The 25,147-nt window shown below is 68.9% G+C and carries 25 protein-coding genes; 18 read left to right on the top strand and 7 right to left on the bottom strand.

Annotated elements, in window-relative coordinates; translation table 11 throughout:
• The first annotated feature begins 190 nt into the window (after positions 1-190).
• Positions 191-478 (top strand): DUF1905 domain-containing protein, encoded by a 288-nt coding sequence (locus ABLG96_RS03045; protein ID WP_353649955.1) that lies wholly within the window; start codon positions 191-193, stop codon positions 476-478.
• A gap of 45 nt (positions 479-523) precedes the next feature.
• Here the strand turns inward: ABLG96_RS03045 and ABLG96_RS03040 are convergent, their stop codons facing one another.
• Positions 524-1,102, bottom strand: coding sequence for an AAA family ATPase (locus ABLG96_RS03040; RefSeq protein ID WP_353649954.1), 579 nt, complete (start codon positions 1,100-1,102; stop codon positions 524-526).
• 262 nt (positions 1,103-1,364) lie between these two features.
• On the opposite strand from ABLG96_RS03040, the gene ABLG96_RS03035 reads away from it, so the two are divergent.
• The 10 genes from ABLG96_RS03035 to ABLG96_RS02990 all read left to right on the top strand — a co-directional run bounded on the left by ABLG96_RS03035 (position 1,365) and on the right by ABLG96_RS02990 (position 11,950).
• Positions 1,365-2,345 (top strand): hexose kinase, encoded by a 981-nt coding sequence (locus tag ABLG96_RS03035; protein WP_353649953.1) that lies wholly within the window; start codon positions 1,365-1,367, stop codon positions 2,343-2,345.
• The gene (locus tag ABLG96_RS03030; protein WP_353649952.1) at positions 2,342-3,355 is read left to right on the top strand and encodes a LacI family DNA-binding transcriptional regulator; all 1,014 of its coding nucleotides are present in this window, start codon (positions 2,342-2,344) and stop codon (positions 3,353-3,355) included. Before ABLG96_RS03035 ends, ABLG96_RS03030 begins: the two co-directional genes overlap by 4 nt.
• The gene (locus tag ABLG96_RS03025; RefSeq protein WP_353649951.1) at positions 3,352-4,389 is read left to right on the top strand and encodes a class I mannose-6-phosphate isomerase; all 1,038 of its coding nucleotides are present in this window, start codon (positions 3,352-3,354) and stop codon (positions 4,387-4,389) included. The genes ABLG96_RS03030 and ABLG96_RS03025 overlap by 4 nt, the downstream gene beginning before the upstream one ends.
• Positions 4,386-5,846, top strand: coding sequence for an FGGY family carbohydrate kinase (locus ABLG96_RS03020; RefSeq protein ID WP_353649950.1), 1,461 nt, complete (start codon positions 4,386-4,388; stop codon positions 5,844-5,846). Before ABLG96_RS03025 ends, ABLG96_RS03020 begins: the two co-directional genes overlap by 4 nt.
• On the top strand, positions 5,843-6,772 hold the full coding sequence (locus tag ABLG96_RS03015; protein ID WP_353649949.1) for a hypothetical protein: 930 nt from the start codon (positions 5,843-5,845) through the stop codon (positions 6,770-6,772). Before ABLG96_RS03020 ends, ABLG96_RS03015 begins: the two co-directional genes overlap by 4 nt.
• Positions 6,769-7,533 (top strand): ATP-binding cassette domain-containing protein, encoded by a 765-nt coding sequence (locus tag ABLG96_RS03010; RefSeq protein WP_353649948.1) that lies wholly within the window; start codon positions 6,769-6,771, stop codon positions 7,531-7,533. Before ABLG96_RS03015 ends, ABLG96_RS03010 begins: the two co-directional genes overlap by 4 nt.
• Positions 7,530-8,690 (top strand): ABC transporter permease, encoded by a 1,161-nt coding sequence (locus ABLG96_RS03005; RefSeq protein ID WP_353649947.1) that lies wholly within the window; start codon positions 7,530-7,532, stop codon positions 8,688-8,690. The genes ABLG96_RS03010 and ABLG96_RS03005 overlap by 4 nt, the downstream gene beginning before the upstream one ends.
• 15 nt (positions 8,691-8,705) lie before the next feature.
• Positions 8,706-9,914, top strand: a complete 1,209-nt coding sequence (locus ABLG96_RS03000) for an ABC transporter substrate-binding protein (RefSeq protein WP_353649946.1) — start codon at positions 8,706-8,708, stop codon at positions 9,912-9,914.
• Between the two features lie 323 nt (positions 9,915-10,237).
• Entirely contained in the window at positions 10,238-11,050 is an 813-nt protein-coding gene (locus ABLG96_RS02995) for a type II CAAX endopeptidase family protein (protein WP_353649945.1), read from the top strand.
• A gap of 162 nt (positions 11,051-11,212) precedes the next feature.
• Positions 11,213-11,950: a phosphotransferase gene (locus ABLG96_RS02990; protein WP_353649944.1), complete on the top strand. Its 738-nt coding sequence runs from the start codon at positions 11,213-11,215 to the stop codon at positions 11,948-11,950.
• Positions 11,951-11,971: 21 nt separating this feature from the next.
• On the opposite strand, the gene ABLG96_RS02985 is transcribed toward ABLG96_RS02990, so the two are convergent.
• Both ABLG96_RS02985 and ABLG96_RS02980 read right to left on the bottom strand, forming a co-directional pair.
• A complete protein-coding gene (locus ABLG96_RS02985) occupies positions 11,972-12,805 on the bottom strand; it encodes an undecaprenyl-diphosphate phosphatase (protein ID WP_353651360.1) in 834 nt (277 codons plus the stop codon).
• 74 nt (positions 12,806-12,879) lie between these two features.
• Positions 12,880-13,812, bottom strand: a complete 933-nt coding sequence (locus ABLG96_RS02980) for a DUF5926 family protein (RefSeq protein ID WP_353649943.1) — start codon at positions 13,810-13,812, stop codon at positions 12,880-12,882.
• Between the two features lie 108 nt (positions 13,813-13,920).
• Here ABLG96_RS02980 and ABLG96_RS02975 point away from each other — a divergent pair, with 108 nt between their 5' ends.
• The gene (locus tag ABLG96_RS02975) at positions 13,921-15,333 is read left to right on the top strand and encodes a cytochrome c biogenesis protein/redoxin (RefSeq protein ID WP_353649942.1); all 1,413 of its coding nucleotides are present in this window, start codon (positions 13,921-13,923) and stop codon (positions 15,331-15,333) included.
• 56 nt (positions 15,334-15,389) lie between these two features.
• On the opposite strand, the gene ABLG96_RS02970 is transcribed toward ABLG96_RS02975, so the two are convergent.
• The 3 genes from ABLG96_RS02970 to ABLG96_RS02960 all read right to left on the bottom strand — a co-directional run bounded on the left by ABLG96_RS02970 (position 15,390) and on the right by ABLG96_RS02960 (position 17,921).
• Positions 15,390-16,352 carry a DUF4328 domain-containing protein gene (locus ABLG96_RS02970; RefSeq protein WP_353649941.1) on the bottom strand — a complete coding sequence of 321 codons (963 nt, stop codon included), beginning with the start codon at positions 16,350-16,352 and terminating at the stop codon, positions 15,390-15,392.
• A 188-nt stretch (positions 16,353-16,540) separates the two neighbouring features.
• A complete protein-coding gene (locus tag ABLG96_RS02965; RefSeq protein WP_353649940.1) occupies positions 16,541-16,864 on the bottom strand; it encodes a rhodanese-like domain-containing protein in 324 nt (107 codons plus the stop codon).
• A gap of 208 nt (positions 16,865-17,072) precedes the next feature.
• Positions 17,073-17,921 (bottom strand): DNA-formamidopyrimidine glycosylase family protein, encoded by an 849-nt coding sequence (locus tag ABLG96_RS02960; RefSeq protein WP_353649939.1) that lies wholly within the window; start codon positions 17,919-17,921, stop codon positions 17,073-17,075.
• 93 nt (positions 17,922-18,014) lie between these two features.
• Between ABLG96_RS02960 and ABLG96_RS02955 the strand changes: the two genes are divergently transcribed.
• Positions 18,015-18,521 (top strand): DUF664 domain-containing protein, encoded by a 507-nt coding sequence (locus ABLG96_RS02955; protein ID WP_353649938.1) that lies wholly within the window; start codon positions 18,015-18,017, stop codon positions 18,519-18,521.
• Between the two features lie 15 nt (positions 18,522-18,536).
• Here the strand turns inward: ABLG96_RS02955 and ABLG96_RS02950 are convergent, their stop codons facing one another.
• Positions 18,537-19,112 (bottom strand): hypothetical protein, encoded by a 576-nt coding sequence (locus ABLG96_RS02950; protein ID WP_353649937.1) that lies wholly within the window; start codon positions 19,110-19,112, stop codon positions 18,537-18,539.
• Between the two features lie 75 nt (positions 19,113-19,187).
• Between ABLG96_RS02950 and ABLG96_RS02945 the strand changes: the two genes are divergently transcribed.
• The 5 genes from ABLG96_RS02945 to ABLG96_RS02925 all read left to right on the top strand — a co-directional run bounded on the left by ABLG96_RS02945 (position 19,188) and on the right by ABLG96_RS02925 (position 25,034).
• A complete protein-coding gene (locus ABLG96_RS02945; RefSeq protein ID WP_353649936.1) occupies positions 19,188-19,682 on the top strand; it encodes a DinB family protein in 495 nt (164 codons plus the stop codon).
• Between the two features lie 39 nt (positions 19,683-19,721).
• Positions 19,722-20,483, top strand: coding sequence for a 3-hydroxybutyrate dehydrogenase (locus ABLG96_RS02940; protein WP_353649935.1), 762 nt, complete (start codon positions 19,722-19,724; stop codon positions 20,481-20,483).
• A gap of 234 nt (positions 20,484-20,717) precedes the next feature.
• Positions 20,718-22,091 (top strand): sensor histidine kinase, encoded by a 1,374-nt coding sequence (locus tag ABLG96_RS02935; RefSeq protein ID WP_353649934.1) that lies wholly within the window; start codon positions 20,718-20,720, stop codon positions 22,089-22,091.
• On the top strand, positions 22,079-22,723 hold the full coding sequence (locus ABLG96_RS02930; RefSeq protein WP_353649933.1) for a response regulator transcription factor: 645 nt from the start codon (positions 22,079-22,081) through the stop codon (positions 22,721-22,723). Before ABLG96_RS02935 ends, ABLG96_RS02930 begins: the two co-directional genes overlap by 13 nt.
• Before the next feature lie 37 nt (positions 22,724-22,760).
• A complete protein-coding gene (locus tag ABLG96_RS02925) occupies positions 22,761-25,034 on the top strand; it encodes an FUSC family protein (protein ID WP_353649932.1) in 2,274 nt (757 codons plus the stop codon).
• Positions 25,035-25,147 lie beyond the last annotated feature (113 nt).

Below are 25,147 nucleotides of genomic sequence, written 5' to 3'. Positions count from 1 at the left end.
TCGCGCCGGTCAGCGCCGCCCGGGCGCGATGCCGGCAGTCCTGCCGCCACGATCCTGTCCGGTGCCGTCGTCCACGAGAACGTCCCCGTCCCCACTGCACTTGTCCACACGTCCGACCGGTTCCTGAAGCTCGTCATCAGCGGTCTCGTCGGCGGCCTGTTCCTCTGACCCCCCACCACCAGGAGCTCACATGACCAGCACCGCCGGACCGCTCGACCTCACGTTCACCTCGATCCTCGGCAAGGTCAGGGAGGGTGACACGTGGACCTGCGCACAACTGCCGAACTCGGCGGAGATCTTCGGAACCCGCGGTCTGGTGAAAGTGGAGGGCACGGTCGACGGTGTTCCGTTCAACTCCTCGTTCATGGCGCTCGGCGACGGCACCCACACACTGCCGGTCGCCGCAGCAGTCCGGCGCCTGATCGGCAAGACCGACGGCGACGAGGTCACCGTCCACCTGACGCAGCGGCTTTCCTGAGGTCAGCGGCGGCCGGTCGCGGTCGGCCGCGCGCCGACGCGACGGTCAGCGCCGTGCAAGCTCTGCGACAGCACGGATCTGCTCGGCCAGCTCCTCGGGGAACCCGGCTCCGTCCACCACCAGGTCGACGTGGAGTCCCGGCTCCGCACCTGGGGCCCGACCGGATCCGACGGCCACGGTCCCATCGCGGGCCAGGCCACGCATCCGTCTGCGGCGCAACGATTCCGCCGGGTCGATACTCACCGCGACCAGCACGGTCCCGGAGAGCATTCCGGAAAACTGTTGCCATGCAATGGGATCGGCGATCTCCGATGTGAACGGAGCCACCACCACCACCGGGCAGCCCAGCCCGGAGATCTCGGCGGCGGCGTCACGCAAGCATGCATAGCGGGCCGCCCGGACTTCGCCGCGCAGACTCGGGTGGTCCAGGTCGTCACCCGCTCCGGTGAGCGCGGCGATCTGCGCGATCAGTGGATTCGTCAGGGTGTCCTGGTCCAGCAGCGCGGCTCCGGTCGAGCGAGCGAGCAGCTTCCCGATGCTGGTCTTCCCCGAGCCCGGAGCACCGCCGATGACGATGACAGGCGCGGAGTGCAGCGCGTCGGGGGTGGTCGGGGACGCGTCCATGCCGCCATCCTGCACTGCCGGGCCTCGTTGCCAATCAGTGACCCGGGTCACAGCGCCATCACGATTCCGAACATCCGGGAAGATCCTCCGAACAGCTGTTGACAACGCTGTCATCCAGCGTGCAGAGTAGCGACACCACCAGATGACAACGCTGTCAGACTCTCAGGATCGTCCGCACCTAAACCGATGCGCGCTGACCCAGGAGCGACATCCGCTTCATCCGGCAGCCATCGCACCCGCTGAACCGGAAGGCCCCGATCTCGTGCTGGTCGTCACTCCGAATCTCTGCTTCGACGTCACCGTGCGGCTGCCCGCGCTGGTGCCGGGAGCGGTGCTGCGGGCGACCCGGACCACCACGTCCGCCGGCGGTAAGGGCGTCAACGTCGTTCGCTCCTCCCGCGCCACCGGCACCACCGGCACCCGCCTGGTCGGATTCCTGCCGCAGAACGACGGTGCGCGCCTGTCTGATCTGCTGCGCCGCGAGGGCACCGAGATCCTGGGCGTCGATGCCGACGGCGACGTCCGGGTCGCCACGATCTTCCTCGAACTGGACGGCCGGACCACCGTCGTCAACGGCCGCGGCCCGGAGATCACCGCCCGCCAGTGGCAGGCGCTGCTGGACACCGTCGCGGCGTCTCTCCGGTCCGGCGAGACGCTCGTCTGCAGCGGTTCGCTACCGCCAGGTGTCGCCGCGGACGGCTATGCCCAGCTGGTCACCCTGGCCCACGAGCGAGGCTGCCCCGCCGTGGTCGATGCAGCACCGGCACCGCTGGAAGCAGCCCTGGCCCAACGCCCGGACCTCATCTCTCCCAACCTGTCCGAGGCCGAAGGTCTGCTCGACGGCAGCACGTCCGAGCAGGTCGACGAGACCGGCGACGACATCGCGGAGCGCGCAGTCCGGGCCGCGAACGAGCTGCACCGCCGCGGTGCGGTGCGGGCCGTCGTCACGGCCGGTTCCTCGGGCGCTGCGCTGGCCACTGCGGACGGCACCTGGTGGTTCACCTCGCCGCGGGCCGTCGTCGTGTCACCGATCGGGGCCGGTGACTCCTTCGTCGGCGGCGCGGCTCCGTTGTTGGAGAACGGCAACGGCAGCGACGACGTCGCGCTGGTCGTCCGCGGGATGGCAACTGCCTCAGCCTCCTGTGAGCAGGAACTGGCCGGCGGCGTCGACCCTGTCCGGGTCGCTCAGCTCGCGGCGCAGATCACGGTCACCGCTCAGCAGCCGAGCGCGGTGCTCCGGTGAGTGGCCGCGCGACGGTCTACGACGTCGCCAAGCAGGCCGGCGTGTCGATCAAGACGGTCTCCCGCGTGGTGAACGGCTCCGAGGAGGTGAAGGCTGCCACCCGTGATCGGGTGCTGTCGGCAGTCCGCGATCTGAAGTACGTCCCCAACTCGCACGCGCTGTCTCTCAAGAGCGGCAACACCCGCACCGTCGGCGTCGTGGTCGACTCGTTGAGCGATCCGTTCTTCGCCGCCATCGTCGCGTTCGTCGAGCAGAAACTGGCCGCGGAGGGTTACACGGTGCTGGTCGCCTCCACCAATAGAAACGGCGACCGGGAGCGCGAACAGGTGATGGCGTTGGCCGGCCATCGCATCGCGGGGCTGGTGCTGACGCCGACCAACTCCGACCACGGCTACCTCGCCGATGTGCTGCACGGCATCCCGCTGGTGATCGTCGACCGCACCTGCGACGTGACCGGCACCGACGTGGTGAAGGTCGACGACTTCGGAGCCACCCGGCAGGCCGTACTCGATCTGATCGCCCTGGGCCACCGCAGGATCGCCTTCGTCGGGGACTCGAGCGCGCTGCCGACCAACCACGACCGTCACGAGGGGTACCTCGCCGCCCACGAGGAGGCCGGGATCGAGGTCGATGCTGCCCTCGAGCGCTGGGATTCCGACCAGACCGATCATGCCGCCGCCGCGACCACCTCGCTGCTGCAACTCCAGGACCCACCTACGGCGTTCTTCGCCTGCCATCCCCGAGGGGCTGCCGGAACCGTGCAGTCGCTGCACCGCAACCAGCAGACCCACCGCGCGGTCATCAGCTTCGGCGAGGTGCTGCTGGGTGATCTGCTCCAGCCGGCGCTCACCGTGATCGACCACCTTCCCGAGCGGATCGCCGAGGCGACCGCCGACATTCTGCTGCGCAGGCTCATCGAGGCGGAGGACGGCAGCGAACCCCGCCCGCCCACCGAGACACTCGTCCCGCTGACCCTGATCCGCCGCGGCTCCGGAGAACTCACACCATGATCCCGATCGTTCTGCCTCCCAACGTCATCGAACACTTCTACCGCGGTGGCTCGCGCCTTGCCCAGCTGCGAGGATTCGAGCCGGACTCCGCGTTCCTGCCCGAGGAATGGCTGGCTGCCACCGTGCACCGCGAGGGTCATCCAAACAGCGGCCAGAGCCGGCTGTTCGACGGCAGCCTGTTCTCCGATCTCGTCGCTGCCGACCCGCTCGGATGGCTCGGCAACTCCGAGGGTGGTCCGGCCGGCAAGACCGACACCGGCATCCTGGTGAAGCTGCTCGATGCCGACCAACGACTGCCTGTGCACGTGCACCCCGACCGGCCCTTCGCCGCCCATCATCTGCACCACTGCTACGGCAAGACCGAGGCCTGGTACGTGCTCGCCGCAGACGCTCCGGAATCCGCTGTGTGGTTGGGGTTTTCCGAAGACGTCGACCCCGCAGAGCTCGCCACCGCTGTCGACGCACAGGATTCCGACTGGATGCTCGCGCGACTCAACCGCATCGACGTCACCCCCGGCGATGGGATCCTCGTTCCCGCCGGGACGGCGCACGCCATCGGCGCCGGTGTCTTCGTCGTCGAGGTCCAGGAACCGACCGACTTCTCGATCGTGCTCGAGTGGTCGGTCACCACCGCCGGGCGGGACGAGTCTCACCTCGGACTCGGTCTGCCCCTGGCCCTGCAGGTGGTGAACCATCGCGCGACCACCCCCGCGATGCTGCGAGATCTCGTGACCCGCCCCGACGATGACCCCGACACCACGTCCCGCCCCTTGCTGCCCACCGACGCCGACCCGTTCTTCCGGATGGAGGAGATCAGTACCCATGGCGGAACTGTCGGCGCCGCCGCCGGTTTCAGCGTGCTGGTCGTCCTCGACGGTGCCGGCACCCTGTCCTCCCCGGAAGGCTCCCTCGACGTCACCCGCGGTCAGGTGCTGGCCGTCCCTGCGGCGTTCGGCGACTGGTCCGTGAGTGGCGCGGTGCGCATCGTCCGGGTCCGGGCCGGCCTCGAGACCCCCACTGCGGTGACGTCATGAACATGCCCGTGCTGCTCGGCATCGACGTCGGGACGACCGAGTCCAAGGTGCTGGCCACCAGCCTCGACGGCGAAGAACTGTTGGTGCACAGCCGCCGCACACACTGGGACCATCATCGGGGCGGGCTCGTCGACACCGACGGCATTGCTCTCGCCGACACCGTGATCGCCCTCGCCGCCGAGGTCGTCCACGCTCTGACAGTCGGCTTCGGTCCGGTCGGGGTCGCTGGGATCGCCGTGACCGGGATGGCCGAGGCCGGTGTGCTGCTCCGGCCCGACGGCACGGCCGAAGCCCCGACGATCGCCTGGTTCGATCCTCGCGGCCAGGCCCAGCTGGTGGACATTCCGGTTCCGATCGCAGACCGCTTCCCGGGCATCACCGGCCTACCGCTGGGGCCGCAGGTCACCGCGGCGAAACTGTTGTGGCTCATCGCCTCCGGGGTCGACCTCACCGGGTGCACGTGGCTGCACCTGCCGGAGCTGATCATCCACCGGCTCGGCGGACGGGCAGCGGCGGAAACCTCGCTGCTGGCCCGGACCGGCCTGCTCGACCAGGGTACCGGCGCCCTGTGGCCGGAGATGCTGGCGCACATCGGGATCGATGCGTCCTTGATCCCTGGTCAGGTCCCGGCCGGCGCCCCGCTCGGTGTCGCCGGCGGCGCTCACTGCCCCGATGTCCTGCGGGGAGCGGCACTCACCGTCGCCGGCCACGACCATCCCGTCGCGGCCGTCGGCTGCTGCGCCATCGGACCCGGCGAGGTCTTCGACTCCTTCGGCACCGCCCAGGTCTACCTGCGCACCCTGACCGAGCCGGTCGACGAGGAGCAGCGCGCCCGACTCGTCGCCGGTGGCGTCAATGCCGTGCGGCACGCCGTGCCCGGGTACTGGCATCTGTTGGGCGGCACCAAGGCAGGACTGGTGATGCGGCGCACGTTGGCGCTGCTCGGGGTCACCGACGACGAACGGCGCCACCAGCTCGACAGCGAGGCAGTCACGCTGGCGGACAGGGACATCGACGAGATCGTCCAGATACGCGGAGCCGCCAACGACGACGGCGTCCTGTCCATCACTGCGATCTCTGACGAGGTGTCGCCGGCCGCCGTCTGGTTGGCGACGATCCGGCACGGGATCGCCGAGGGAGCCCGCCTGCTCCACACCATGACCACTGAGTTCGGCGCTGTTCCGTCCGTTGTCGTCGCCGGCGGCTGGACCCGGATGTCCTCGGTTCGCAGGGAGAAGCAACACGCCCTGCCGCACGTCCGTTTCACCCACCGGGCCCAGGCAGGCGCCTTCGGTGCCACCGCTTTCGCCGCCTTCGCCCACCGCAGCATCGCCACCGCCGGTTGGATCCCGACCGGTGATCACGAATCGATCCCGCTCTCCGCAGCGCCCACAGCGGCGGATCTCGATCGACACACCGCCACCGCAGACCGCTCACTCGAGGAGACCATCGTATGACGAACAGCACCGACACCCGGGCCCGCCAGGACCTCAGCGCCATTGCGAACGAAGAGGGCCTGCTGGCCATCATCGCGATGGACCAGCGCAACACCCTGAAGCGGATGTTCGCCGCAGTCGGTATCGCCGATCCGAGCGTCCAGGATCTCACCGACATCAAGGCAGACACCGTGGAGGCGCTGCGCGGCTCGGCCTCGGCGTTCCTGCTCGATCCCGACTACGGAGTGCCTGCGCTGCAGCAGCTTCCGGCCGAAGGACCGCCCTACGGTGTGCTGGTCGCTGCCGAGCCGTCCATCCGCGGCAAGATCGGCACCGAGCCCCGTACCCACCGCGATCCGGCACTCTCCGCCCAGTGGGTCAAGGACCAGGGCGGCCATGCGGTCAAGTTCCTCATCCAACTGCGGGCCGATCGCTCCGCGAAGGACGGCGAGCCGGACGGCACCGCCGAAGTGCTGCAGGTGGTCCGCGAGGTCGTCGCCGACTGCCGTGCGGTGGGAATCCCGTCCGTCGTGGAGAACCTGATCTTCCCGCTGGACGGCGAGGACGCGCCCAGCCCGCAGCGGCGCGCCGACCAGATCGTCGAGGCCGCCGTGATGCTCGACGATCTCGGCTGCGATCTGATCAAGCTCGAGTACCCGGGTGACGCGGCGTCCTGCCGCAAGCTCGCCGACTCGATCGACACCCCGTGGGCGGTGCTCTCGGCCGGTGTCGCCTTCGACCAGTTCGCGGATGCGCTGCGCATCTCCTGCGACGAGGGCGGGGTCAGCGGCTTCATCGCCGGCCGGTCCATATGGAAGGAAGCCGTCGGCATGGATCGCCCGTCCCGCAAGGAGTTCCTCGGATCCGAGGGCCGCCGCCGGCTCGACGCATTGGTCGAGGTCATCCACGGGCGGGCCACCCCGCTGCCGCTCGGCGGTGTGTCGTGACGCCGATCCTGGAGGCCCGCGGGGTCTCCCGATCCTTCGGCGGAGTCCGCGCACTCGACAATGCCGACTTCGAGATCGAGGCCGGTGAAGTGGTCGCACTGATCGGCGACAACGGCGCAGGCAAGTCGACGTTGGTCAAAGCACTCTCGGGCAACCTGGAGATCGACGGCGGCGAGGTCTTCTTCAACGGGAAGCTCGTGCGACTCACCCACCCCAACGACGCCACCAAGCTCGGCATCGAGGTGGTGTACCAGGATCTCGCGCTGGCCCCCCACCTCGATCCGACCCAGAACATGTTCCTGGGCAGGGAGATTCCGGCAGCAGGCATCCTCGGCAAACTCGGTTTCATGAACAACCGCGAGATGCGCCGCAAGGCGCGGGCGTCCTTCGCCGATCTCGGCGGAACCGTCCGCTCGCTGACCGCACCGGTGGCAAACATGTCCGGCGGACAGCGTCAGCAGATCGCGATCGCCCGGGCGATCGCGTGGGCCAACGAGATCGTCTTCCTCGACGAGCCGACCGCCGCACTGGGGGTCGTGCAGACGCAGAACGTCCTCGACGCCATCAAACGCGTGCGGGACAAAGGGATCGCGGTCGTGCTCATCTCGCACTCGATGCCCGAGGTCCTGGAGGTCGCCGACCGTGTCCAGGTGATGCGGTTGGGGCGCCGGGTCGCCACCTTCAGCGGCAAGGACGTCACGATGGATCAGCTGGTCGGAGCCATGACCGGCTCGATCGAGCAGGAGAGGAAATCGGCATGAGCACCACACCATCGCTGTCCAAGCCCGACGGACCCACCCCCGGGAAGCCTGTCGCCGCCGGCAGTTCGCCCGTGAGTGGTCCGTCACCAGGCGTCCCCAGGGACGAGGAGTTGTCGGGCAATCTGTTCTCGAACCTGTTCAAGCGGCAGACCACGTGGATCTTCCTGGTGCTGGTCGTGCTGGTGGTGTTCTTCGGCATCCAGAGCGGAGGGCGGTTCTCGACCGCGTCGAACTTCCTGCTGATCAGCCAGAACGTTGCCGTGCTGGCGGTGATCGCCGTCGGCATGACCTTCGTCATCATCACCTCGGGGATCGACCTGTCGGTGGGCTCGGTGCTGGTGTTCGCCTCGGTCGTGTCGGCCAAGGTGATGTCGTCGATGGCCGACAGCAACGGGCCGGGTCTCGTGATCCTGGTCGGCGTGCTGGTGGCGGTGTTCACCGGGGCAGCCTGGGGTCTCATTAACGGCTTCCTGGTGGCCAAGGCCAAGGTTCCACCGCTGATCGTCACCCTCGGAACCCTGTCGGCGTCGCTGGGCCTCGCGCAGGTGATCTCCAAGGGCGTCGACATTCCGATCGGCAAGGTTCAAGCGCTGACCGATTTCGGTATCTACCAGCGCATTCTCGGCGTTCCCGCGTTGGTCGTCGTCGCCCTGGTGATCCTGGTGATCGGCGGAGTCGTGTTGCACAAGACCAAGTTCGGCCGGTACACCTACGCGATCGGCTCCAACGAGGAGGCGTCGCGCCGGGTCGGCATCAAGGTCGACCGCCACCTCATCCTGATCTACCTGTACACCGGGGCGCTGGCCGGCGTCGGAGCCGTGATGTTCCTCGCCCAGTTCACCACCACGAGCATCGCCGGTGGCACCCAGACGAACCTCAACGTCATCACCGCTGTGGTGATCGGCGGGACGTCCATCTTCGGTGGTCTCGGCACCATGTTCGGCACCGTCGTCGGTCTGTTCATCCCTGCGGTGCTGCAGTCCGGTCTGGTCATCATCGGCGTGCAGTCGTTCTGGCAGCTCGTCGCGGTCGGCGCGGTCCTCGTGGCCGCCGTGTACGTCGACCAGACCCGTCGTAAGGCCGCACTCCGCGGCTCCCGTACGTCCACTCCGTTCGGCAAAAGGGCCGGGCGGAAGGTCATCGCGACCGACAAGTAACGAAAGGAATTCCGCATGAAGCGCTCAACCCTGCTCAACGGAACCGGGATCGCCCTCCTGGCACTGGTGACGGCCGTCGGCTGTTCGAGCACCAAGCCGGCCGCCACCCCGACCTCCGCGGCCGCTCCGGCGACCACCTCCGCCGCTGCGCCCAGCTCCTCGGTCGTGTCGTCGGAGACCGGGTCGTCCGAGATGTCGTCGTCCGAGATTTCGTCGTCGGAGATGTCGTCGTCCGAGACATCGCCGTCGGAGAAGTCGTCGTCCGAGATGTCGTCGTCCGAAAGCTCCGCACCCGGTAGCTCGACCGGTTCGGAATCCTCGTCGCCGGTCGTGGCTCCCAGCAAGGCGTCCAAGAACTACAACCTGGCCTTCATCCAGGGCGTCACCGGCGACAACTTCTACATCACCATGCAGTGCGGCATCGAGGCCGAGGCGAAGAAGCTCGGCGTCACCGTCACCACCCAGGGCCCGGCCAAGTTCGACCCGACCCTGCAGAAGCCGATCCTCGACTCGGTGGTGCAGAACAAGCCGGACGCGATCCTGATCGCCCCGACCAGCGTCGACGCCATGCAGGCGCCGCTCGCCCAGGCCGCGGCGGCCGGCATCAAGATCATCCTGGTGGACACCACCACCAGTGATCCGTCCTATGCGGCCTCGGCCATCGCCTCCGACAACCTCGGTGGCGGCAAGGCTGCGTTCGATGCGGTCAAGCAGCTCGCCCCCGGTGGCGGCAAGGTGCTCGTGGTTTCGGTCGATCCCGGTATCTCCACCACCGATGCAAGGGCCAAGGGTTTCAACGACGCGGCTGCGGCCGACGGCACCTACACGCCTCTCGATGTGCAGTATTCGCACAATGATCCGGCGACAGCCGCCCAGATCGTCACCGCGGCCCTGCAGAAGGATCCCGACATCGTCGGTATCTTCGCCACCAACCTGTTCGCCGCCCAGGGCAGCGCCACGGGTATCCAGCAGGCCGGTAAGGCCGGCAAGGTCAAGGTCGTCGGCTTCGATGCCGGTCCGGCACAGATCGATGCGCTGAAGGCGGGCACCGTGCAGGCGCTCGTCGCCCAGCAGCCGGGCACCATCGGTACCGACGGTGTCGACCAGGCCATCGCCGCGCTCGACGGTGGCCCGGTGACCAAGGACATCCAGACCGGGTTCTCGGTCATCACCGCCGACAACGTCAACGACACGAAGGACGCCTACGTCGCCGACTGCTCCTGACGCACAGCTCATGACGGCCTCCCGTCACTGAGCGCTCCCCAGTACCCCGCAGCGGCGGTCCGGTTCTCCCGGGCCGCCGCTGTGGCCTTTCCTGGGCCGGACCTCGGTATCGCGCGCGGCGCATCCCGTGTGCGCGGCGCATCCCGTGTGCGCGGCGCATTCCCGTGTGCGCGGCGCATTCCCGTGTGTCGTCCCGAGGCTGCGATCGAGACGCAGACACCCATCCGGCATGCGCCGGGCCGATCAGCATGCGCCCGGTGGGGCGAGCGCTCATCGGGCTCTGATCCGTCTCCCATGCCGGCCCGCCTACGCTTGCTGGCGTCATGCCGAAACTGCCCCGCCCCGTGCTCTCCCGCGCGCGCTTGTCCCGCGACCCGGAGGCGGATGCCCCACGCCCGTTGAGCCGGCGGGCGATGTGGTGGGAGATCGCGCTCGTCTTCACCATCACGCTCGGGATGAGCGGTCTGCGCTCGTTGCTGTCGCTGCTGGACTCGCTGACCTCCCCCGTGCCACTGGCCTCGCAGTCGGTGACGATCGTCGCCCCGCAGGCCCAGGCAGACTTCCTGGATCTGCTGCGGCAGCTCTGCAGCATCGCGCTCGGGATCGCATGGGGCGCACTGGGTGTGTACCTGCTGTGGCGCGGCGGGGTGAACCTGGCCGACCGACTCGGCCTGCGGGGCGGCTGGCGAGACGTCCCGCCGGGTCTCGGGCTGGCAGCGCTGATCGGCATCCCCGGCCTCGGGCTGTACATGCTGTCGTACGCGCTGGGTTTCAGCCTGCAGGTCCAGGCAGCAGCACTGAACGACGTCTGGTGGCGGATCCCGGTCCTCATCCTGGCCGCGCTGCAGAACGGTGTCGCCGAGGAGTTCCTGGTGATCGGGTACCTGCTCACCCGGCTGGAGCAGCTGCGATTGCCGGTGGTCGCGATGGTGGCCTTCAGTGCAGTCCTCCGCGGGAGCTACCACCTCTACCAGGGCTTCGGCGGCTTCGTCGGAAACCTGGCGATGGGTGTGGTGTTCGCGTTGGTGTTCCTGCACTGGCGGCGGATCTGGCCCCTGGTGATCGCCCACACCCTGCTCGACACCGTGACGTTCATCGGATATCCGCTCGCCAAGAGCTGGGGTTGGGTTCCCTGATCCGCCCGCCGATGCCGCAGCCGCTCACGTTCGCGTCAGCCGCTCCTGTCTGATCGTGAGCGGCTGACCGGAACGTGAGCGGCTGACTCGAGACCGGTGCACCGTGGGGCATTGACAACAATGTGGATGACGGTGGCGGACGTTCCACCCCACAATCAGCGGGTGGACCAGATCGAGATCGTCGTTGCCCATCCCGAACGCGCGACCCTGCGGGTCGGCGGCGTGTTCCTCAAGATCGACATCGACCCCGGGCGCACCGACATCGAGGTCGAGGCGATGGCGCTGGCGCCGATCCCGACTCCGGAGATCCTGTGGCGGAACCCGCCAGTGCTCGCGCTCGCCGCCGTGCGGGGTGCGGCACTCGGCCGGCTCGGTCAGCCGTCGACGGCATCCGCTGCCGCATGGGCCGCGGCGGGGGCCACTGTCCGGCAGCTGCACGACGCACCACTGCCGCCCTGGTCCGGTCGCAGCCCCGAGGATTTGGCGGCAGAACTGGACCGCGAGTGCGGGTGGATCCTGGCGAACGACGTCCTCCCGGCCAAGCTGGTCACACGCAACCGCCAGATCGCCGAAGAAGTGATCCGCCCCTGGCGGTCGGCGTTCATCCACGGCGACCTGCAGATCGACCACGTGTTCGTCGTCGGCGACGAGGTCACCGGGATCATCGACTGGTCGGAAGCCGGCCGCGGCGACCCGCACTACGACCTCGCCGTGCTGACCGTCGGACACCCACAGCACCTCGACGACGTCCTCGCCGGCTACGGCGTCGACCTCGATGTCGACGTCATCCGCGCGTGGTGGTCGGTGCGCGGACTCCTCGGGATCCGCTGGCTGGTCGAGCACGGGTACGACCCGTTCGCGGCCGGTTCGGAGGTGGACGCGTTGAGAGCTCGGATGTGAGGCCCCCCGGCCGCAGCAGGATCAGGTCGCGGAGATGACGTTGAGCGACAACAACAACAGCACGACGGCACCCAGGATGATCCGGTAGAGGATGAAGATCGAGTAGGTGTGACCGGCGATGAACTTCAGCAGCCAGTCGACGGTGAAGTAGGCCACCACGAACGACACCACGGTCGCGACGATCGTCGCCGTCCAGCCGACCCCGCCGCTGATCTCGTCGTACTTGCTGGCCACCTGCAGGATCGTCGCGGCCGTGAGTGCCGGGATCGACAGGAAGAACGACAGCCGGGTGACAGTCAGCCGGTCGAGCCCGCGGAGCAGTCCTGCGGACATCGTCGCACCGGACCGGGAAACGCCGGGGATCAGCGACAGGCATTGCACGACACCGATGATCAGCGTGTCGCGCCAGGTGATGTCCTTCTCGTGACGGGTCTGCGTCGCACGACTGTCGGCGAACCACATCACGAACGAGAAACCCAGCAGCATGCCGCCCACCCACCACAGACTGCGCAGCGTCGTCTCGATCTGGTCCTTGAACGCCAGGCCGATGACGGCGATCGGGATGCAGCCGAGGATGACCGCCCAGCCGAAGCGGTAGTCGTCGCCCCGCCGATCTTTGTTCGCAAGTCCGCGGAACCACGCCCCGAGCACCCTGACGATGTCCTTGCGGAGGTAGATCAGGGTGGCGAGCACGGCACCGACCTGGATGATCGCGGTGAACGCCGTGACTCCCGGATCGTCGATCTGGTATCCGAGCACTTTCTCCGCGATGGTCAGATGACCGGTCGAGGAGATCGGCAGGAACTCGGTGAACCCCTCGAGGATGCCGAGCAGGATCGCGTGCCACAGGGGCATGTCGGTGGTCATGGCGCCGTCCAGGTCAGTCGTTGTGCGCAGGGAAGAGCAGTCGGTCCGCGGATGGGTCGCGGTCAGCGCAGGGTGAACTGGCGACCCAGGATGCCGTCACGGGCCCGCCGCTCGGCGTCGGTGAGGGATGCCGGGTCGCTCACCGCCGCGTCGTAGCGGGCCGCGAACTCAGCAGCCGGCCCGTTCCATTCGGTTGGGTGCGCATCGTGGTCGAGATCCCAGACCGGCACCAGCCGACCGTGGGCCCGGAACGAACCGACGTAGCGCGAGCCCTCACCGAGGTCCAGGGCGCCGAGCACGGCCAGGCGCGCCAGCGCGGCCATCACCTGCGGCTCCTCCTCGGGTCGCACCCAGCGCAGATGGGCCTTCTCGCCGGCGTCCACCCAGTACGCACCGGGCAGGCCTGCCAGCGCTGCCGTCGGCAGGATCGCCTTGTTGGCCTGTTCGAGCGACATCGCGACCTCGCTGCCCTCCGCTGCCTTGGTCTCCAGCCACCAGGCGAAGTCGTCGTGCACGCTGACCTCGAGCTCGGTGTCCTCGATCAGGTCGTGCAGGCGGGGATCGGTCGCGCGCCCCGCCGATACCGGCAGTACCGCAGAGGGTCCGGCCTCGAGCGCCCACTGCAGCGCCGCACCCAGGTCGCGGGACAGGTCGCCCGAATGCAGCTGGGTCTGGACGCCGATGAGGATCGATCCGTCGGACCGGGTCAGCGCGGCAGCCGCACCCGGAAGGACGGTGCACAGCGTCACGCTCGGTGAGTTCTCGTCGGCCTGCGCCAGGGTCAACGGCGCTGTGGCGGAGGGGACGAACTCGCGGAGGGCGATCAGCTCGACTTCGGCCTTCAGCCCTTCGAACGGCCGGGTGACGATCAGCTCGCCGGCATCGGAGCTGCCGTGGCAGTTCTTCCACCGCCGCCCGCTTCCGCAGTCGCAGGGGCGCCGCGGGTTTCCACCAACGGCATCAGGGACGGTGTTCATCGACGACTTCTTGGCCACCCGGTCACGGTACGCGAGCCCGCGACCCCCATCCGCACGCCCGGTGGTGACGAATCCTCTGCATCGGCACTAGTTGCTGCCCCACTTCGACACGCGGACGTGACGAGCATGTGGACCTTGATCCTCATCGGCCTTGTAGGCGGTCTGGTCACCGGAGTCTCCCCGTGTGTCCTGCCGATGTTGCCGATCATCTTCTTCGCCAGCGGCACCGAATCGACCCCGGCGCGACCGGACCGGGAACCACCGAAGGTGGATCTGGACCTCGCCCGGCCGCCGCCCACATCGGTTGCCGCTGCACCCCGGCGCTCGTCGACCCGGCCGGCCCTGATCGTGAGCGGGCTCGTCCTGAGCTTCTCGGTGTTCGCGTTGATCGGCTCGCTGCTGTTGACAGCGCTCGGGCTACCCCAGGGTTTCCTGCGTGGGGCGGGCCTGCTGGCGCTGTTGGTGGTCGGCGCCAGTCTGATCTTCCCGCAGCTGGAGGAACTGCTCCAACGACCGTTCCGACGGCTCCCTCGCATCGGCCGGGCGGGACGAGGAAACGCCTTCGTCCTGGGTCTGGGGCTCGGCACGCTGTACGTACCCTGCGCCGGACCAGTGCTGGCCGCCATCACCATCGCGGGAGCCTCCGGATCGATCACCGGCGGCGTCGTGGTGTTGACGGTGGCCTTCGCCATCGGTATGGCCGTCCCCCTGTTCGGCTTCGCCCTCGCCGGACGTGGGATCGGCAGACGGGTTGCCCGGTACCGGACGCGAGCCCGTCGATTCCGGGTTGTCGGCGGCGTCATGATGGTGGTGCTCGCCGTCGGGCTCGCCTTCAACCTCACCGATCGGCTGCAGCGCGCCCTGCCCGACTACACGCAGGCCCTGCAGGAGCGGGTGCAGGCGAATCCTGCAGCCCTGGATGCGCTGGCCGATCTGGAACCTTCCAGCTCGGACTCGCCGGCTCCCTCATCGACATCCGCTGGATCAGGATCAACACAGCCGTCGAGCCCGAGCCAGGAGTGCACCTCGGGTGCGCCGGTCCTGACGAACTGTGGCCCGGCGCCCGCCATCCGCGGTGTCAACCGCTGGTTCAACACCCAGGACGGGGTCGCGTTGAGCCTTGACGGGCTCCGGGGAAAGGTCGTCCTCGTCGAGTTCTGGGCGTTCTCCTGCATCAACTGTCAGCGGGCACTTCCGCACGTGAAGCAGTGGGATGCCGCGTACCGATCCGTAGGACTGCAGGTGATCGGCGTCCACACCCCCGAGTTCGCCTTCGAGCGGGAACCCGACAACGTCGCTGCCAGCATCGACGACATGGAGATCACCTATCCGGTGGCGTTGGACAACCTGGCACAGACCTGGACGGGCTATCACAACCGGTGGTGGCCGGCGATGTACCTGATCGATGCCACCGGGACGATCCGGCACCTGCAGATCGGCGAGGGCGGCTACGGCATCACCGAGCGTCTGATCCGGGAACTGCTGGTGAGCGCAACCCCCTCGGTGACGCTGGCGGCGCCGCTCGAGCCCGCCGGCTGAACCGCACTCCGGTGATGTGCGTTCAGGACCGCTGCGCATTCAGGACCGCTGCGCGTTCACGACCGATGTGCCACTGCCTCGCCCGCTGTCGGCTCGAGCGGCGCCACCGGTAGGTCCTCGAGCCGGGGCAGGATGGTCGGGCCGGTGGGCGGCAGGACCCCGGACCGGCGACGCGCCGCCGCAGGGTCGGCGACGGCAATGCGGGTGGGGTCGGGAGAGCGGACCGTCCAACCGCGGGGCAGCTCGGCCCGCGGATGCACCCGTCGCCGAATCCGACGGAACAGCACCGCGGTGACGACGGCGAGCAGCGCCGCCACCAGGTCGAGCGCGATGCGCAACTCGATGGCGTCAGCGAGGGCCTGGTCCGAGCGGCCCAGAGAACGCAGCAACGTCGCCACCACCAGCACTTCGGAGAGCACGAAACTCGCCCACCACCACCGACTCACGGCAGCACTGCGCGGCCGTCCGTCCGGAGACAAGCGGCCGCCCACCATCGCCTCGGTCTCGACGACGATCCGGCCGGCACCCCAGACGTTCCAGCCGGGAACGAACAGCGGTAACCACAGTCCGAACGGTCGGCGCGGCGGAGTTGCGCCGGCGAACTGGTGCGCTGCCGGATGGGCGCTGACCAGGGTGGCCGCGACGCCCACCGCCGTGGCCAGACCCACCACCAGCAGAGCCCATCCGGCGATCACCACCAGCAGATCGGAGGCGCGGACCACACCGGCGTCCAGCACCTCCGTACGTCCCCGCAGCACCAGCAAGAACCGCCACAGCTCGGCGCCACCGGCGACCAGGGCCAGCACCGCGGTGACCACGCACGCGATGGCTCCGACCCGGAGACCCGTGAGCGGCATCGGGCGGACGTCGCTCGTGCGAGCCCGGTCACGCACCCAGATCGAGGCCGGGAAGCCCCAGCGCGGGATCACCGGGTAGCGCGGGGTGGCGCCCGCCGGCGGGTACACCCGACGCCGCGGGCCCGGAGCTGCCGGCGGCGGGTGGGCGGCCCATCTGCGCACGGTGAGCGCGGTGCCGCAGTACAGACAGTGCCGCACTCCTGTAGGCAGCGGCGGCTGGACCCGGCCGCAACGCCGACAGGTCAGCCGCGGGGGGGCAGGGACCGCACGTCGACCAGCGCCCCAGCCCGCACCGGCGGCCGGCACGGCGGGAATCGGCCCGGTGCGTGGGTCGCTGGGGTCCATCCGGCTCAGATGATCTCGGGGGTACCGCTCGCGGACTCGATCGGCTTGCCGGCGGCCGCCCACTGCGACATCCCACCCGCGACGTTGACGGCGTCCCAGCCGTTGGCGTTCAAGAACTCGGTTGCCTTGGCCGACCGCCCGCCGCTGCGACAGACGACGTAGACCGGATCGCCCTCGGGGACCTCGGCGAGCCGCTCCGCCAGCTGCGGCAGCGGGACGTGGGTGGCGCCGGCAGCATGACCGGCGGCCCACTCGTCGTCCTCCCGGACGTCCAGCAGGACGGCATCGGCGGGAACCTCGGTGACGGCAACTTCGGGGAGTTCACTCATCCGTCCAGTGTTCCACCCGCCCTCGCACCGGCGTGGCGGAACCCGGCGGCAAGCACATCGGCCCGGTCGCCGCCGACACGAACGCCCCCTGCCTCGTCGCTGGTCTTGAGTGCTGTCGCTGGCGGGAAGGGCGTCCTTGTTGCCAGCGGATGCCCATAACACCAGCGGGAACCGTGGTGGAGGGTTTCGTCGGGACGCTCGCGCACGGTCAGCGCAGCAGGCGCGACATCCGCCGGTCGGCCAGCTTCCTGCCGCCGGTCTGGCAGGTCGGGCAGTACTGGAACGAACGGTCGGCGAAGCTCACCTCGGCTACGGTGTCGCCGCAGACCGGACAGGGCAGGCCGGTGCGGGCGTGCACGCGCAGTCCGCTGCGCTTCTCGCCCTTGAGCCGGGCCGCCTCGCCACCGACCGAGCGGACCATCGCGTCGGTGAGGATCTCGGCGACCGCCTCGTACAGCGCGTCGAGCTGGTCGGAGGTCAGCTTGCCGGCCGTCGCGAACGGCGAAAGCCGTGCAGCATGCAGGATCTCGTCAGAGTAGGCGTTGCCGATCCCGGCGATGATCTTCTGGTCGACGATCACGTTCTTGAGGCGACCGGTCTGTCCGGCGAGCGCCGTCTCCAGCGACCTGCGGTCCAGGCTCATGGCGTCGGGCCCCAGTCGGGCGACACCCAGCACCTCCTGTGGATCGTGCACCAACGCTGCGGTGACGGACTTCTTCGTGCCTGCCTCGGTGATGTCGAATCCGCCGTTCGTGAACACCACCCGCAGGTGGATCGGGCCGCCCATGCGCGGCGGTTTGGCGCTGGGCGCATCCGTCCAGCGCAGCCAGCCCGCCCGCGCGAGGTGCAGGACCAGGTGCAGATCGCCGAAGGTCAGATCGAGGAACTTGCCGTGCCGGGTCGCGTCGTCCAGAGTCCGGCCGACCAGCGTCGAGAACGGCGGGTCGTAGGTGGTCAGCACGTTGAGCGAGGTGATGACGGCGCTCGTGACCTGCTGGCCGCCGGCATGTTCGCGCAGGAACGCGGCGAGCGCGGTCACCTCCGGCAGTTCGGGCACGGGTCCAGTCAATCCGGTCCGGGGCCGGCGCGCCAGAGGTGCGCTCGACAACCCAGTGGCACGGCGCGAGGTCCGTCTGGTCTGCTGGGCACCATGGCGCGCACAGACCCCCCGCTCGACGGCACCGAGTTCGAGACCCTCAGCGGGTTCGCCGACTTCCTCCGGGAAACCATCTGGCTCAAAACGGAAGGGCTGGACTCCGCCGGCCTGGCCGTGACGCTGGCGCCATCGGACATGACACTCGGCGGCATGCTCAAGCACCTCGCCTACGTCGAGGACTACTGGGTGGGCCACATCCTGCTCGGCCGTGAACCGGCCGCGCCGTGGGATTCCGCTCCGTGGGACGACGATGCCGACTGGGACTGGCACTCGGCAGCCGACGACTCCCCCGAGCAGACCCGCAGCCTCTGGCGGGCCACCGTCGAGACGTCCCGGACGGACTTCCCCACCGATCTCGACCGGATCAGTGCCCGCGCCAACAGCCGGGGAATGCACTTCTCCGCCCGCTGGGTGCTCACCCATCTCATCGAGGAGTACGGCCGGCACGCGGGGCACGCCGACCTGATCCGGCAGTCGATCGACGGGGTCACCGGGGAATGAGGGCCGAGCGCGCGGCTATGAACGAACCACCGGAGAAGCAACCTCGGCTTCCCGGTACGCCGTCCGCCGGCGCACGTACGCGACCGTGACTGCCGCCAGCAGCGGGGACCAGGCGATCGCCGGCAGGTAACACAGCAGCATCAGCACCGACCAGAACGACACCGGCCGGTCGGCGAAACCGCTCACCGACGACCAGTGGGCGATGCTCTGCACGACGATCACCGCGACCACCACAGCCCCGATCATCGCCACAGCCGCGATCGGCGCGATGGGCAACCGCCGTCCACCGACCACCGGGATCCCACGCGGGAACCGTTCTCCCCACGGACGGATGAGACCGATGGTGAGCGACGCGGCGGCGATCGACAGCACGCTGAGCGTGATCACGTAGACGGTGCCGAAGCCTGGGATCCGTTCGCGGTCCAGGTGTTCCTGGGTCCAGCCGAGGGGGATGCCGACGCCTACTGCCGTGCGCCAGATCGCTGACGGCACCACGCTCCACATCGCGGCGTGCGCAGCGATGACCGCCCAGCGCGTCGTTCCCGGTAGCATCCTGCGCATCGCGGCCTCGGCATGTTCCCTGGTCGTCACGCCGACCAGTCTCCGTCCGCCCGGTCCGGGCTGCATCTCGGCGCGGGTTCGCCGGTTCCCCGTAGATTCGCACCCATGGACGAGCAGCTGAGCCTGACCTCCGAGCGGTCCGCGCTGAGCAGCTTCCTGGACCAGCAGCGCGAGGGGCTGATCAAGAAGATCCTCGGCCTGGACGACCCACAGGCGCGGTCGGCCCCCACCGCCAGTGCACTGTCGCTGCTGGGCCTGATCAAGCACGCAGCGACCTGGGAGGAGCGATGGTTCCACGTGGTGATGGCCGGCGGCGAATCGTCCGACGGCTGGCCCGAGGTGCGTCCTGAGCCGCGGGATGCCGACTGCTTCGTCGACGAGAGCGACACCGTCCAACACTGGGTCGGCCGCTATCGGCAGGAGATCGAGCGCTCCCACGCCGTCGTCGCAGCGCGGGAGTTGGACGATCCCTGCGCCCGTGCGGACATCATCGTGTGCAACGTGCGGTACGTGTTGTTCCACCTGATCGAGGAGACAGCCCGTCATGCCGGGCACGCCGACATCATCCGCGAGAGCATCGACGGCTCCCGCGGATTCTGAAACCCTGGCAACGTAACGCGCGGATCTACTGTGGTCGTCATGACAGCTGAGCTCTCCGGCAGGACCGCCCTCGTCACCGGCGCTGCGAGCGGGATCGGTGCCGCCGTTGCCCGCACACTGGCCGAACAGGGGGCCGCGGTGATCGTCGTCGACCTGGACACCGACCGCCTGCAACCGCTGGTCGACGAGCTCGGAGCACGGGCGCTCGGCATCGACCTGTCGGACATCGCCGGGCTGCCGGACGCGGTCGCCGATGTGGCCGGCGGCGTCGACATCCTGGTCAACAATGCCGGCGTCCAGCACGTCGCACCGATCCAGGACTTCCCGATCGAGAAGTTCGAGTTCATCCAGCGGTTGATGCTCACCGCTCCGTTCGTGCTGACCCGGGCGGTGCTGCCCGGGATGTATGAGCGCGGCTGGGGGCGGGTGGTGCACATCTCCTCCGCCCACGGTCGTCGCGCCAGTCCGTTCAAGTCCGCCTACGTCACGGCGAAGCATGGCCTCGAAGGGCTCTCCAAGGTGATCGCCCTCGAGGGTGCCGACAAGGGGGTGACGAGCAACTGCGTCAACCCCGGCTACGTCCGCACACCGCTCGTGCAGAAGCAGATCGTCGACCAGGCGAAGGCGCACGGGATGCCGGAGGACGAGGTGCTGGAGAAGGTGATCCTCGCGTCCTCACCGGTGAAGCGTCTGATGGAGCCCGCCGAGATCGCCGCGGCGGTCGCTTTCCTCTGCGGTCCGGCCAGTGCATCCATCACCGGATCGGACCTCGTCATGGACGGCGGTTGGGGCGCGCGCTGAGTCGGTGATCGAGCGAGGAACGAGTCGAGATCCCGATCGATGACGACCGGTCGATCAGCTGACGGGGTCTCGACGCGCTCGTCCCTCGCTTGCTCCTTGTCCTGAGCGACGAAGGAGTCGAAGGGGACCACCGTAAGGGGCCGGTGCGGCGGGGCTGATGTGCAGCTGGGTGGACATCGGATCGGGGGGTCGACGGGATGTCCGGGCGTCATCCCGCTGCCTACCGTCATGGGCATGAACACGGCAGAATTCGTGCACGCTGCGCCGGACGACGGGTGGGGCCCGATCGACCCGCGCACACTGAGCACTGTGACCGTCCATCCGCAGGCAGGACACGAGAGCCTCGGCACCCAGCAGCGGCCACGGCCCGGTCTCGTCCGGCGCACCCTGCGGGACACCGGCTACGTCCTCGCGGTGTTCCCGCTCGCGCTCGTCGCGGTGCCGGTCATCTGGGCCTTCTTCGGCGTCGGACTCGGTCTGTCCTTCATCGTCGTCGGTCTGCCAGTGCTCGCGTTCTGCGCGTACATCGGCAGAGCATTCGCCGTCACCCGCCGCCGGCTGATCCGCGCGACCTTGAACCAGCACGCGCCGTCGCCGGTCTACCACCGCAGTGAACGCGGCCCGCTCAGACGTGCGCTGACCACTCTGGTGGACCCACAGTCCTGGCTCGACATCGTGCACGCGATGTTCGGCTTCATCACCGCGACGATCTCCTTCTCCGTGCTGGCGGCCTGGTGGACCGCAGCACTGAGTGGGATCACCTGGATCCTGTGGAGCTGGTCGCTGCCGGACGGGGAGGGCAACACATCGCTGCCGGAACTGATGGGGCTGTCCGGCGACTACCTGACCCAGCTCGCCTTCTACACCGCGCTCGGCGTCCTGTTCCTGCTGACGCTGCCGTTCGTCGCCCGGGCCACGGTCTGGCTGGACGCCGGTCCGGCACTCCTGCTGCTCTCCGGACGTGCTGCGCTGCAACAGGAAATCCAGTACCAGGTGCAGGGTAAGGAGGCGGCACGGATCGCCGAATCCGGTTCGTTGCGTCGTCTCGAGCGCGACATCCATGACGGGCCGCAGCAGCGACTGGTGCGGCTGGGGATGGATCTGGGTCGGGCGAAGCGCCAGTTGGGCACCGACCCGGAACGAGCACGACAGACGATCGACGAGGCCATCGCCCAGACCCGCGACACCCTCGACGAGTTGCGCAGCCTGAGCCGCGGAATCGCCCCGCCGGTGCTCGCCGATCGCGGCCTGCAGGCTGCCCTCGAGGAGGTCATCGCCCGCAGCGCGGTGCCGGTCCACCTGACCATCGACGCACCCCCGAAGCTCCCCGACCATGTCGAGACCGCTGTCTACTTCGTCATCTCCGAGGCGCTGACCAACATCGCCAAGCACGCCAGGGCCGACTACGTGGTGGTGACCGTCGAGATGCTCGATCGAACGCTCCGGTTGAGCGTCAGCGACAACGGGCTCGGCGGGGCCACCCTCGCGAAGGGGCACGGCCTGGTCGGCCTGTCGGACCGGATCCGCGGGGTGGACGGCATCATGAACCTCAGCTCGCCGATCGGTGGGCCAACGGAACTGGTAGCGGAGATTCCATGCGCATCGTGATGGCTGACGACTCGTTGTTGCTCCGGGAGGGTCTGGAGCGGCTGCTCGTCGAGAGCGGTCACGAGGTCCTCGAAGCGGTCGGTGACGGGCTGTCGTTCGTCAGCGCCGTACTGCGGCACCGTCCGGACGTCGCCCTGGTCGACGTCCGGATGCCACCGTCACACACCGACGAAGGCATGCGCGCGGCCGTCGAGGTGCGCCGGAGTTGGTCTGCTGCACCCATTCTCGTGCTCTCGCAGTACGTGGAGATCTCTTATGCCGACGAGCTGTTGGCCACCGGTTCCGGCAGCATCGGCTACCTGCTGAAGGATCGGGTGTCGGACATCGAGGAGTTCCTGGACTCCGTGGAGCGGGTTGCCGCCGGCGGTACCGTTCTCGATCCCCAGGTGGTTGCGCAGGTGATGGCCGCCCGTCGGCGCTCGTCACCGGTCGAGCAGCTCACCCCCCGTGAGCGTGAGGTCATTTCGTTGATGGCCCAGGGCAAGTCCAACCTGTCCATCGCGGAGGCCATGGTCGTGACCGAAGGTGCCGTGACCAAACACATCCAGCGGATCTTCGGCAAGCTCGGTCTGCACCAGGACGACTCGGCCAACCGCAGAGTGTTGGCGGTCCTGGAGTTCCTACGCTCCTGAGCACCGGCCGCGACACCCGCGGTGGAAGAGTGAGGACGTGCAGATCCCCGGGCGGCAGATGGTGCGGGAGCAGCTCGCCCGCACCCCGCTGAGCCGAGCGCGACTGGGGATCCGTCGCCGCGACCTCGTCGACCGGGTGATCGCCTCCGACCCTGGCCTGACGCATCTACGCCTGGGGATCAAGGTCGCCACCTGCATCGCCAGCACGTTGCTGCTGCAGTGGTTGCTCGCGATCGCGCTCGGCCAGCCGCCGGTCCTGGCCATGCTGCTGGGCGCTGTCGTCGCCATGCTGCTGTCCTCAGGCGTCCGCGAGAACACGAGGCGCAGAACGATTCTCACCGCCCTGCCCGGTCTACCTGCTGCCCTGATCGGAGCCTCGCTGGCCACCCTCACCGCGCCGTGGCACACCGCCGAGCTGGTGCTGTTCGTCGGCGTCTCGTTCCTGGTGGTCTGGGTCCGACGCTTCGGCGGAGCCTGGGTGTCGTACGGGATGCTGTGCTGGCAGTCGTTCTTCTTCATCCTGTTCCTGGATCCTCCGGTGCGGGAGCTGCCGGACATCCTGCTGGTGATCACCGCCTCGGTCGCCTGGGTGTCGCTGCTGCTGTGCACCGTGCTTTACGAAGACCCCGCAAGTCGGCTGCTCAGCACGGTCAACGCCTTCCGGGCCCGGTGCCGTTCGGCCATCGCCGAGTTGATCTCCGTGCTCGACGCCGCCGACGACGAGCATCCGAGCAATCCGGCGAGACGGCTGCGCAGCCAGCTCGTCCAGCTGGGTGAGATCGCGCTGCTGATCGACGGCCAGCTCTCGGAGGCCCGGACGCTTCCCGAGGGGGTGTCCCCCACGCGGGTGCGGCAGTGGGTGATCGACCTGGAGATCGCCACCGACGATCTGCTCCGCGGCGTCACCGCCCCGGCGGTCGAGGGTCTGCAGGTGTCCGAGTCGCAGGAACTCCGCCGGATGCTGGAATCGTTGGGCTGGGCCGAGTACGACCTCGCCGCTTCCGAGGTGGCCGCGCTGTTGGACGGCGAGCGTCCGGCGGCCCTGCAGCGGGTCGGGCGGGCCGCCGACCGGCTCCTGCGGCTGTCCCAGGAGTGGCGTTCGGGCGAGGTGCTCACTGCCGGAACCGACGACGCGGCAGAAGATCTCGAGGACTACGAGTCGGTGGTGACGTTGCGGGCCGGCCGTCTGCCGGGAACCGCGCAGCTGGCCGAGGAAGCACTGGCCGACCGGTTGGCAGAGCGTGCCGGCGGACCCCGATCGCTGCGCCGACGCGCGTCCGACGCGATCCTGGCCCTGCCCCTGACCACCCGACAGGCCATCCAAGCCGCGCTGGCTGCGGCCCTGGCGATCCTGGTCGGACACCTCATCTCCCCGCAGCGCTACTACTGGGCGGTGATCGCCGCGTTCATCTCCTTCACCAACGCTGCCACCGCCAGCGAGACGCTTCGCCGCAGCATCGCACGAGTGCTCGGCACCACCGCCGGCCTGGTGATCGCCGTGGCGCTGGCGAACGTGACCGCCGGCAACGTCCCGCTGGCGTTCGCAGTGCTGCTCGGTGCGCTCGCGCTCGCCTGGTACTTCTTCTCCTTCAGCTACGCCGGCATGGTCCTGATGATCACCGTCGCCCTCGGACAGCTCTACGGTCTGCTGCGAACGTTCTCCGATGAATTCCTGGTGCTGCGCCTGGAGGAGACGATCGCCGGCGCGGTGATCGGCGCGGTGGTGGGCCTGGCCGTGCTGCCCACCAGCACCCTCGACACCGTGCGCACCGCGCGCCGCACGCTGTTGAACACCGCGGCCGATCTGTTGGACGGTGCTGCTGGAGTGCTGCGCACGGGTGACGACGACCCGGGGCTCCTGACGTCCGCCATCCGGCTGGACGACGCCGCCCGGCAGCTGGAGGCGTTGGCCGAATCCCTGGTCCATGCCCGGTTCTTCGGCTCCCGTCGTCAGGGGCTGCGCCATCGGGTCGCCGTCATCGGCAGCATCGCGGCCACCTGCCGCAAGATCGCCGTGACGGCGGCCCACGAGCCGGCAGACACCGGTGACGACGCCAGATCGACCGGGGCCCACGAACAGCTGGCTCAGATCTGCGAACTGTTGGCGACGGACTGTCGCCGGTTGGCCGGGGCAGAGCACCTGATCAACGCCGAGGACGGCGGCAGCGACCTGGGCGACCGGGTGGGCGATCTGCTGGAGCTGGTGCACTACCCCGAGCAGGCGCGGCCCGCCGGCCCGGTGTCACCCGTCGGGCTGCAGCTCGGTCGGTTGGCCGACGCACTGTCGCTGCTCAGCCCACGCGGCCGCTGAGCCGCCGTCGGCGGCGGTCTTCGGCGCCCGGAACTTGGCGCCCGAACGCTGGCGAAGGACCTGAACGCTGGCAGAAGGCACGAACGCTGGCAGAACTTTGCCAGCGTCTGCCG

This window comes from Nakamurella sp. A5-74 (assembly GCF_040438885.1).
Taxonomy (GTDB): domain Bacteria; phylum Actinomycetota; class Actinomycetes; order Mycobacteriales; family Nakamurellaceae; genus Nakamurella.
This window is presented reverse-complemented; position numbering and strand designations above follow the sequence as displayed.

Excerpts from the sequence above, each read along its gene's own strand:
- ABLG96_RS03045 (WP_353649955.1), top strand. The coding sequence starts at position 191 with ATGACCAGCACCGCCGGACCGCTCGACCTCACGTTCACCTCGATCCTC.
- ABLG96_RS03040 (WP_353649954.1), bottom strand. The coding sequence starts at position 1,102 with ATGGACGCGTCCCCGACCACCCCCGACGCGCTGCACTCCGCGCCTGTC.
- ABLG96_RS03025 (WP_353649951.1), top strand. The coding sequence starts at position 3,352 with ATGATCCCGATCGTTCTGCCTCCCAACGTCATCGAACACTTCTACCGC.
- ABLG96_RS03020 (WP_353649950.1), top strand. The coding sequence starts at position 4,386 with ATGAACATGCCCGTGCTGCTCGGCATCGACGTCGGGACGACCGAGTCC.
- ABLG96_RS03015 (WP_353649949.1), top strand. The coding sequence starts at position 5,843 with ATGACGAACAGCACCGACACCCGGGCCCGCCAGGACCTCAGCGCCATT.
- ABLG96_RS03005 (WP_353649947.1), top strand. The coding sequence starts at position 7,530 with ATGAGCACCACACCATCGCTGTCCAAGCCCGACGGACCCACCCCCGGG.
- ABLG96_RS03000 (WP_353649946.1), top strand. The coding sequence starts at position 8,706 with ATGAAGCGCTCAACCCTGCTCAACGGAACCGGGATCGCCCTCCTGGCA.
- ABLG96_RS02995 (WP_353649945.1), top strand. The coding sequence starts at position 10,238 with ATGCCGAAACTGCCCCGCCCCGTGCTCTCCCGCGCGCGCTTGTCCCGC.
- ABLG96_RS02985 (WP_353651360.1), bottom strand. The coding sequence starts at position 12,805 with ATGCCCCTGTGGCACGCGATCCTGCTCGGCATCCTCGAGGGGTTCACC.
- ABLG96_RS02975 (WP_353649942.1), top strand. The coding sequence starts at position 13,921 with ATGTGGACCTTGATCCTCATCGGCCTTGTAGGCGGTCTGGTCACCGGA.
- ABLG96_RS02965 (WP_353649940.1), bottom strand. The coding sequence starts at position 16,864 with ATGAGTGAACTCCCCGAAGTTGCCGTCACCGAGGTTCCCGCCGATGCC.
- ABLG96_RS02955 (WP_353649938.1), top strand. The coding sequence starts at position 18,015 with ATGGCGCGCACAGACCCCCCGCTCGACGGCACCGAGTTCGAGACCCTC.
- ABLG96_RS02945 (WP_353649936.1), top strand. The coding sequence starts at position 19,188 with ATGGACGAGCAGCTGAGCCTGACCTCCGAGCGGTCCGCGCTGAGCAGC.
- ABLG96_RS02940 (WP_353649935.1), top strand. The coding sequence starts at position 19,722 with ATGACAGCTGAGCTCTCCGGCAGGACCGCCCTCGTCACCGGCGCTGCG.
- ABLG96_RS02935 (WP_353649934.1), top strand. The coding sequence starts at position 20,718 with ATGAACACGGCAGAATTCGTGCACGCTGCGCCGGACGACGGGTGGGGC.
- ABLG96_RS02930 (WP_353649933.1), top strand. The coding sequence starts at position 22,079 with ATGCGCATCGTGATGGCTGACGACTCGTTGTTGCTCCGGGAGGGTCTG.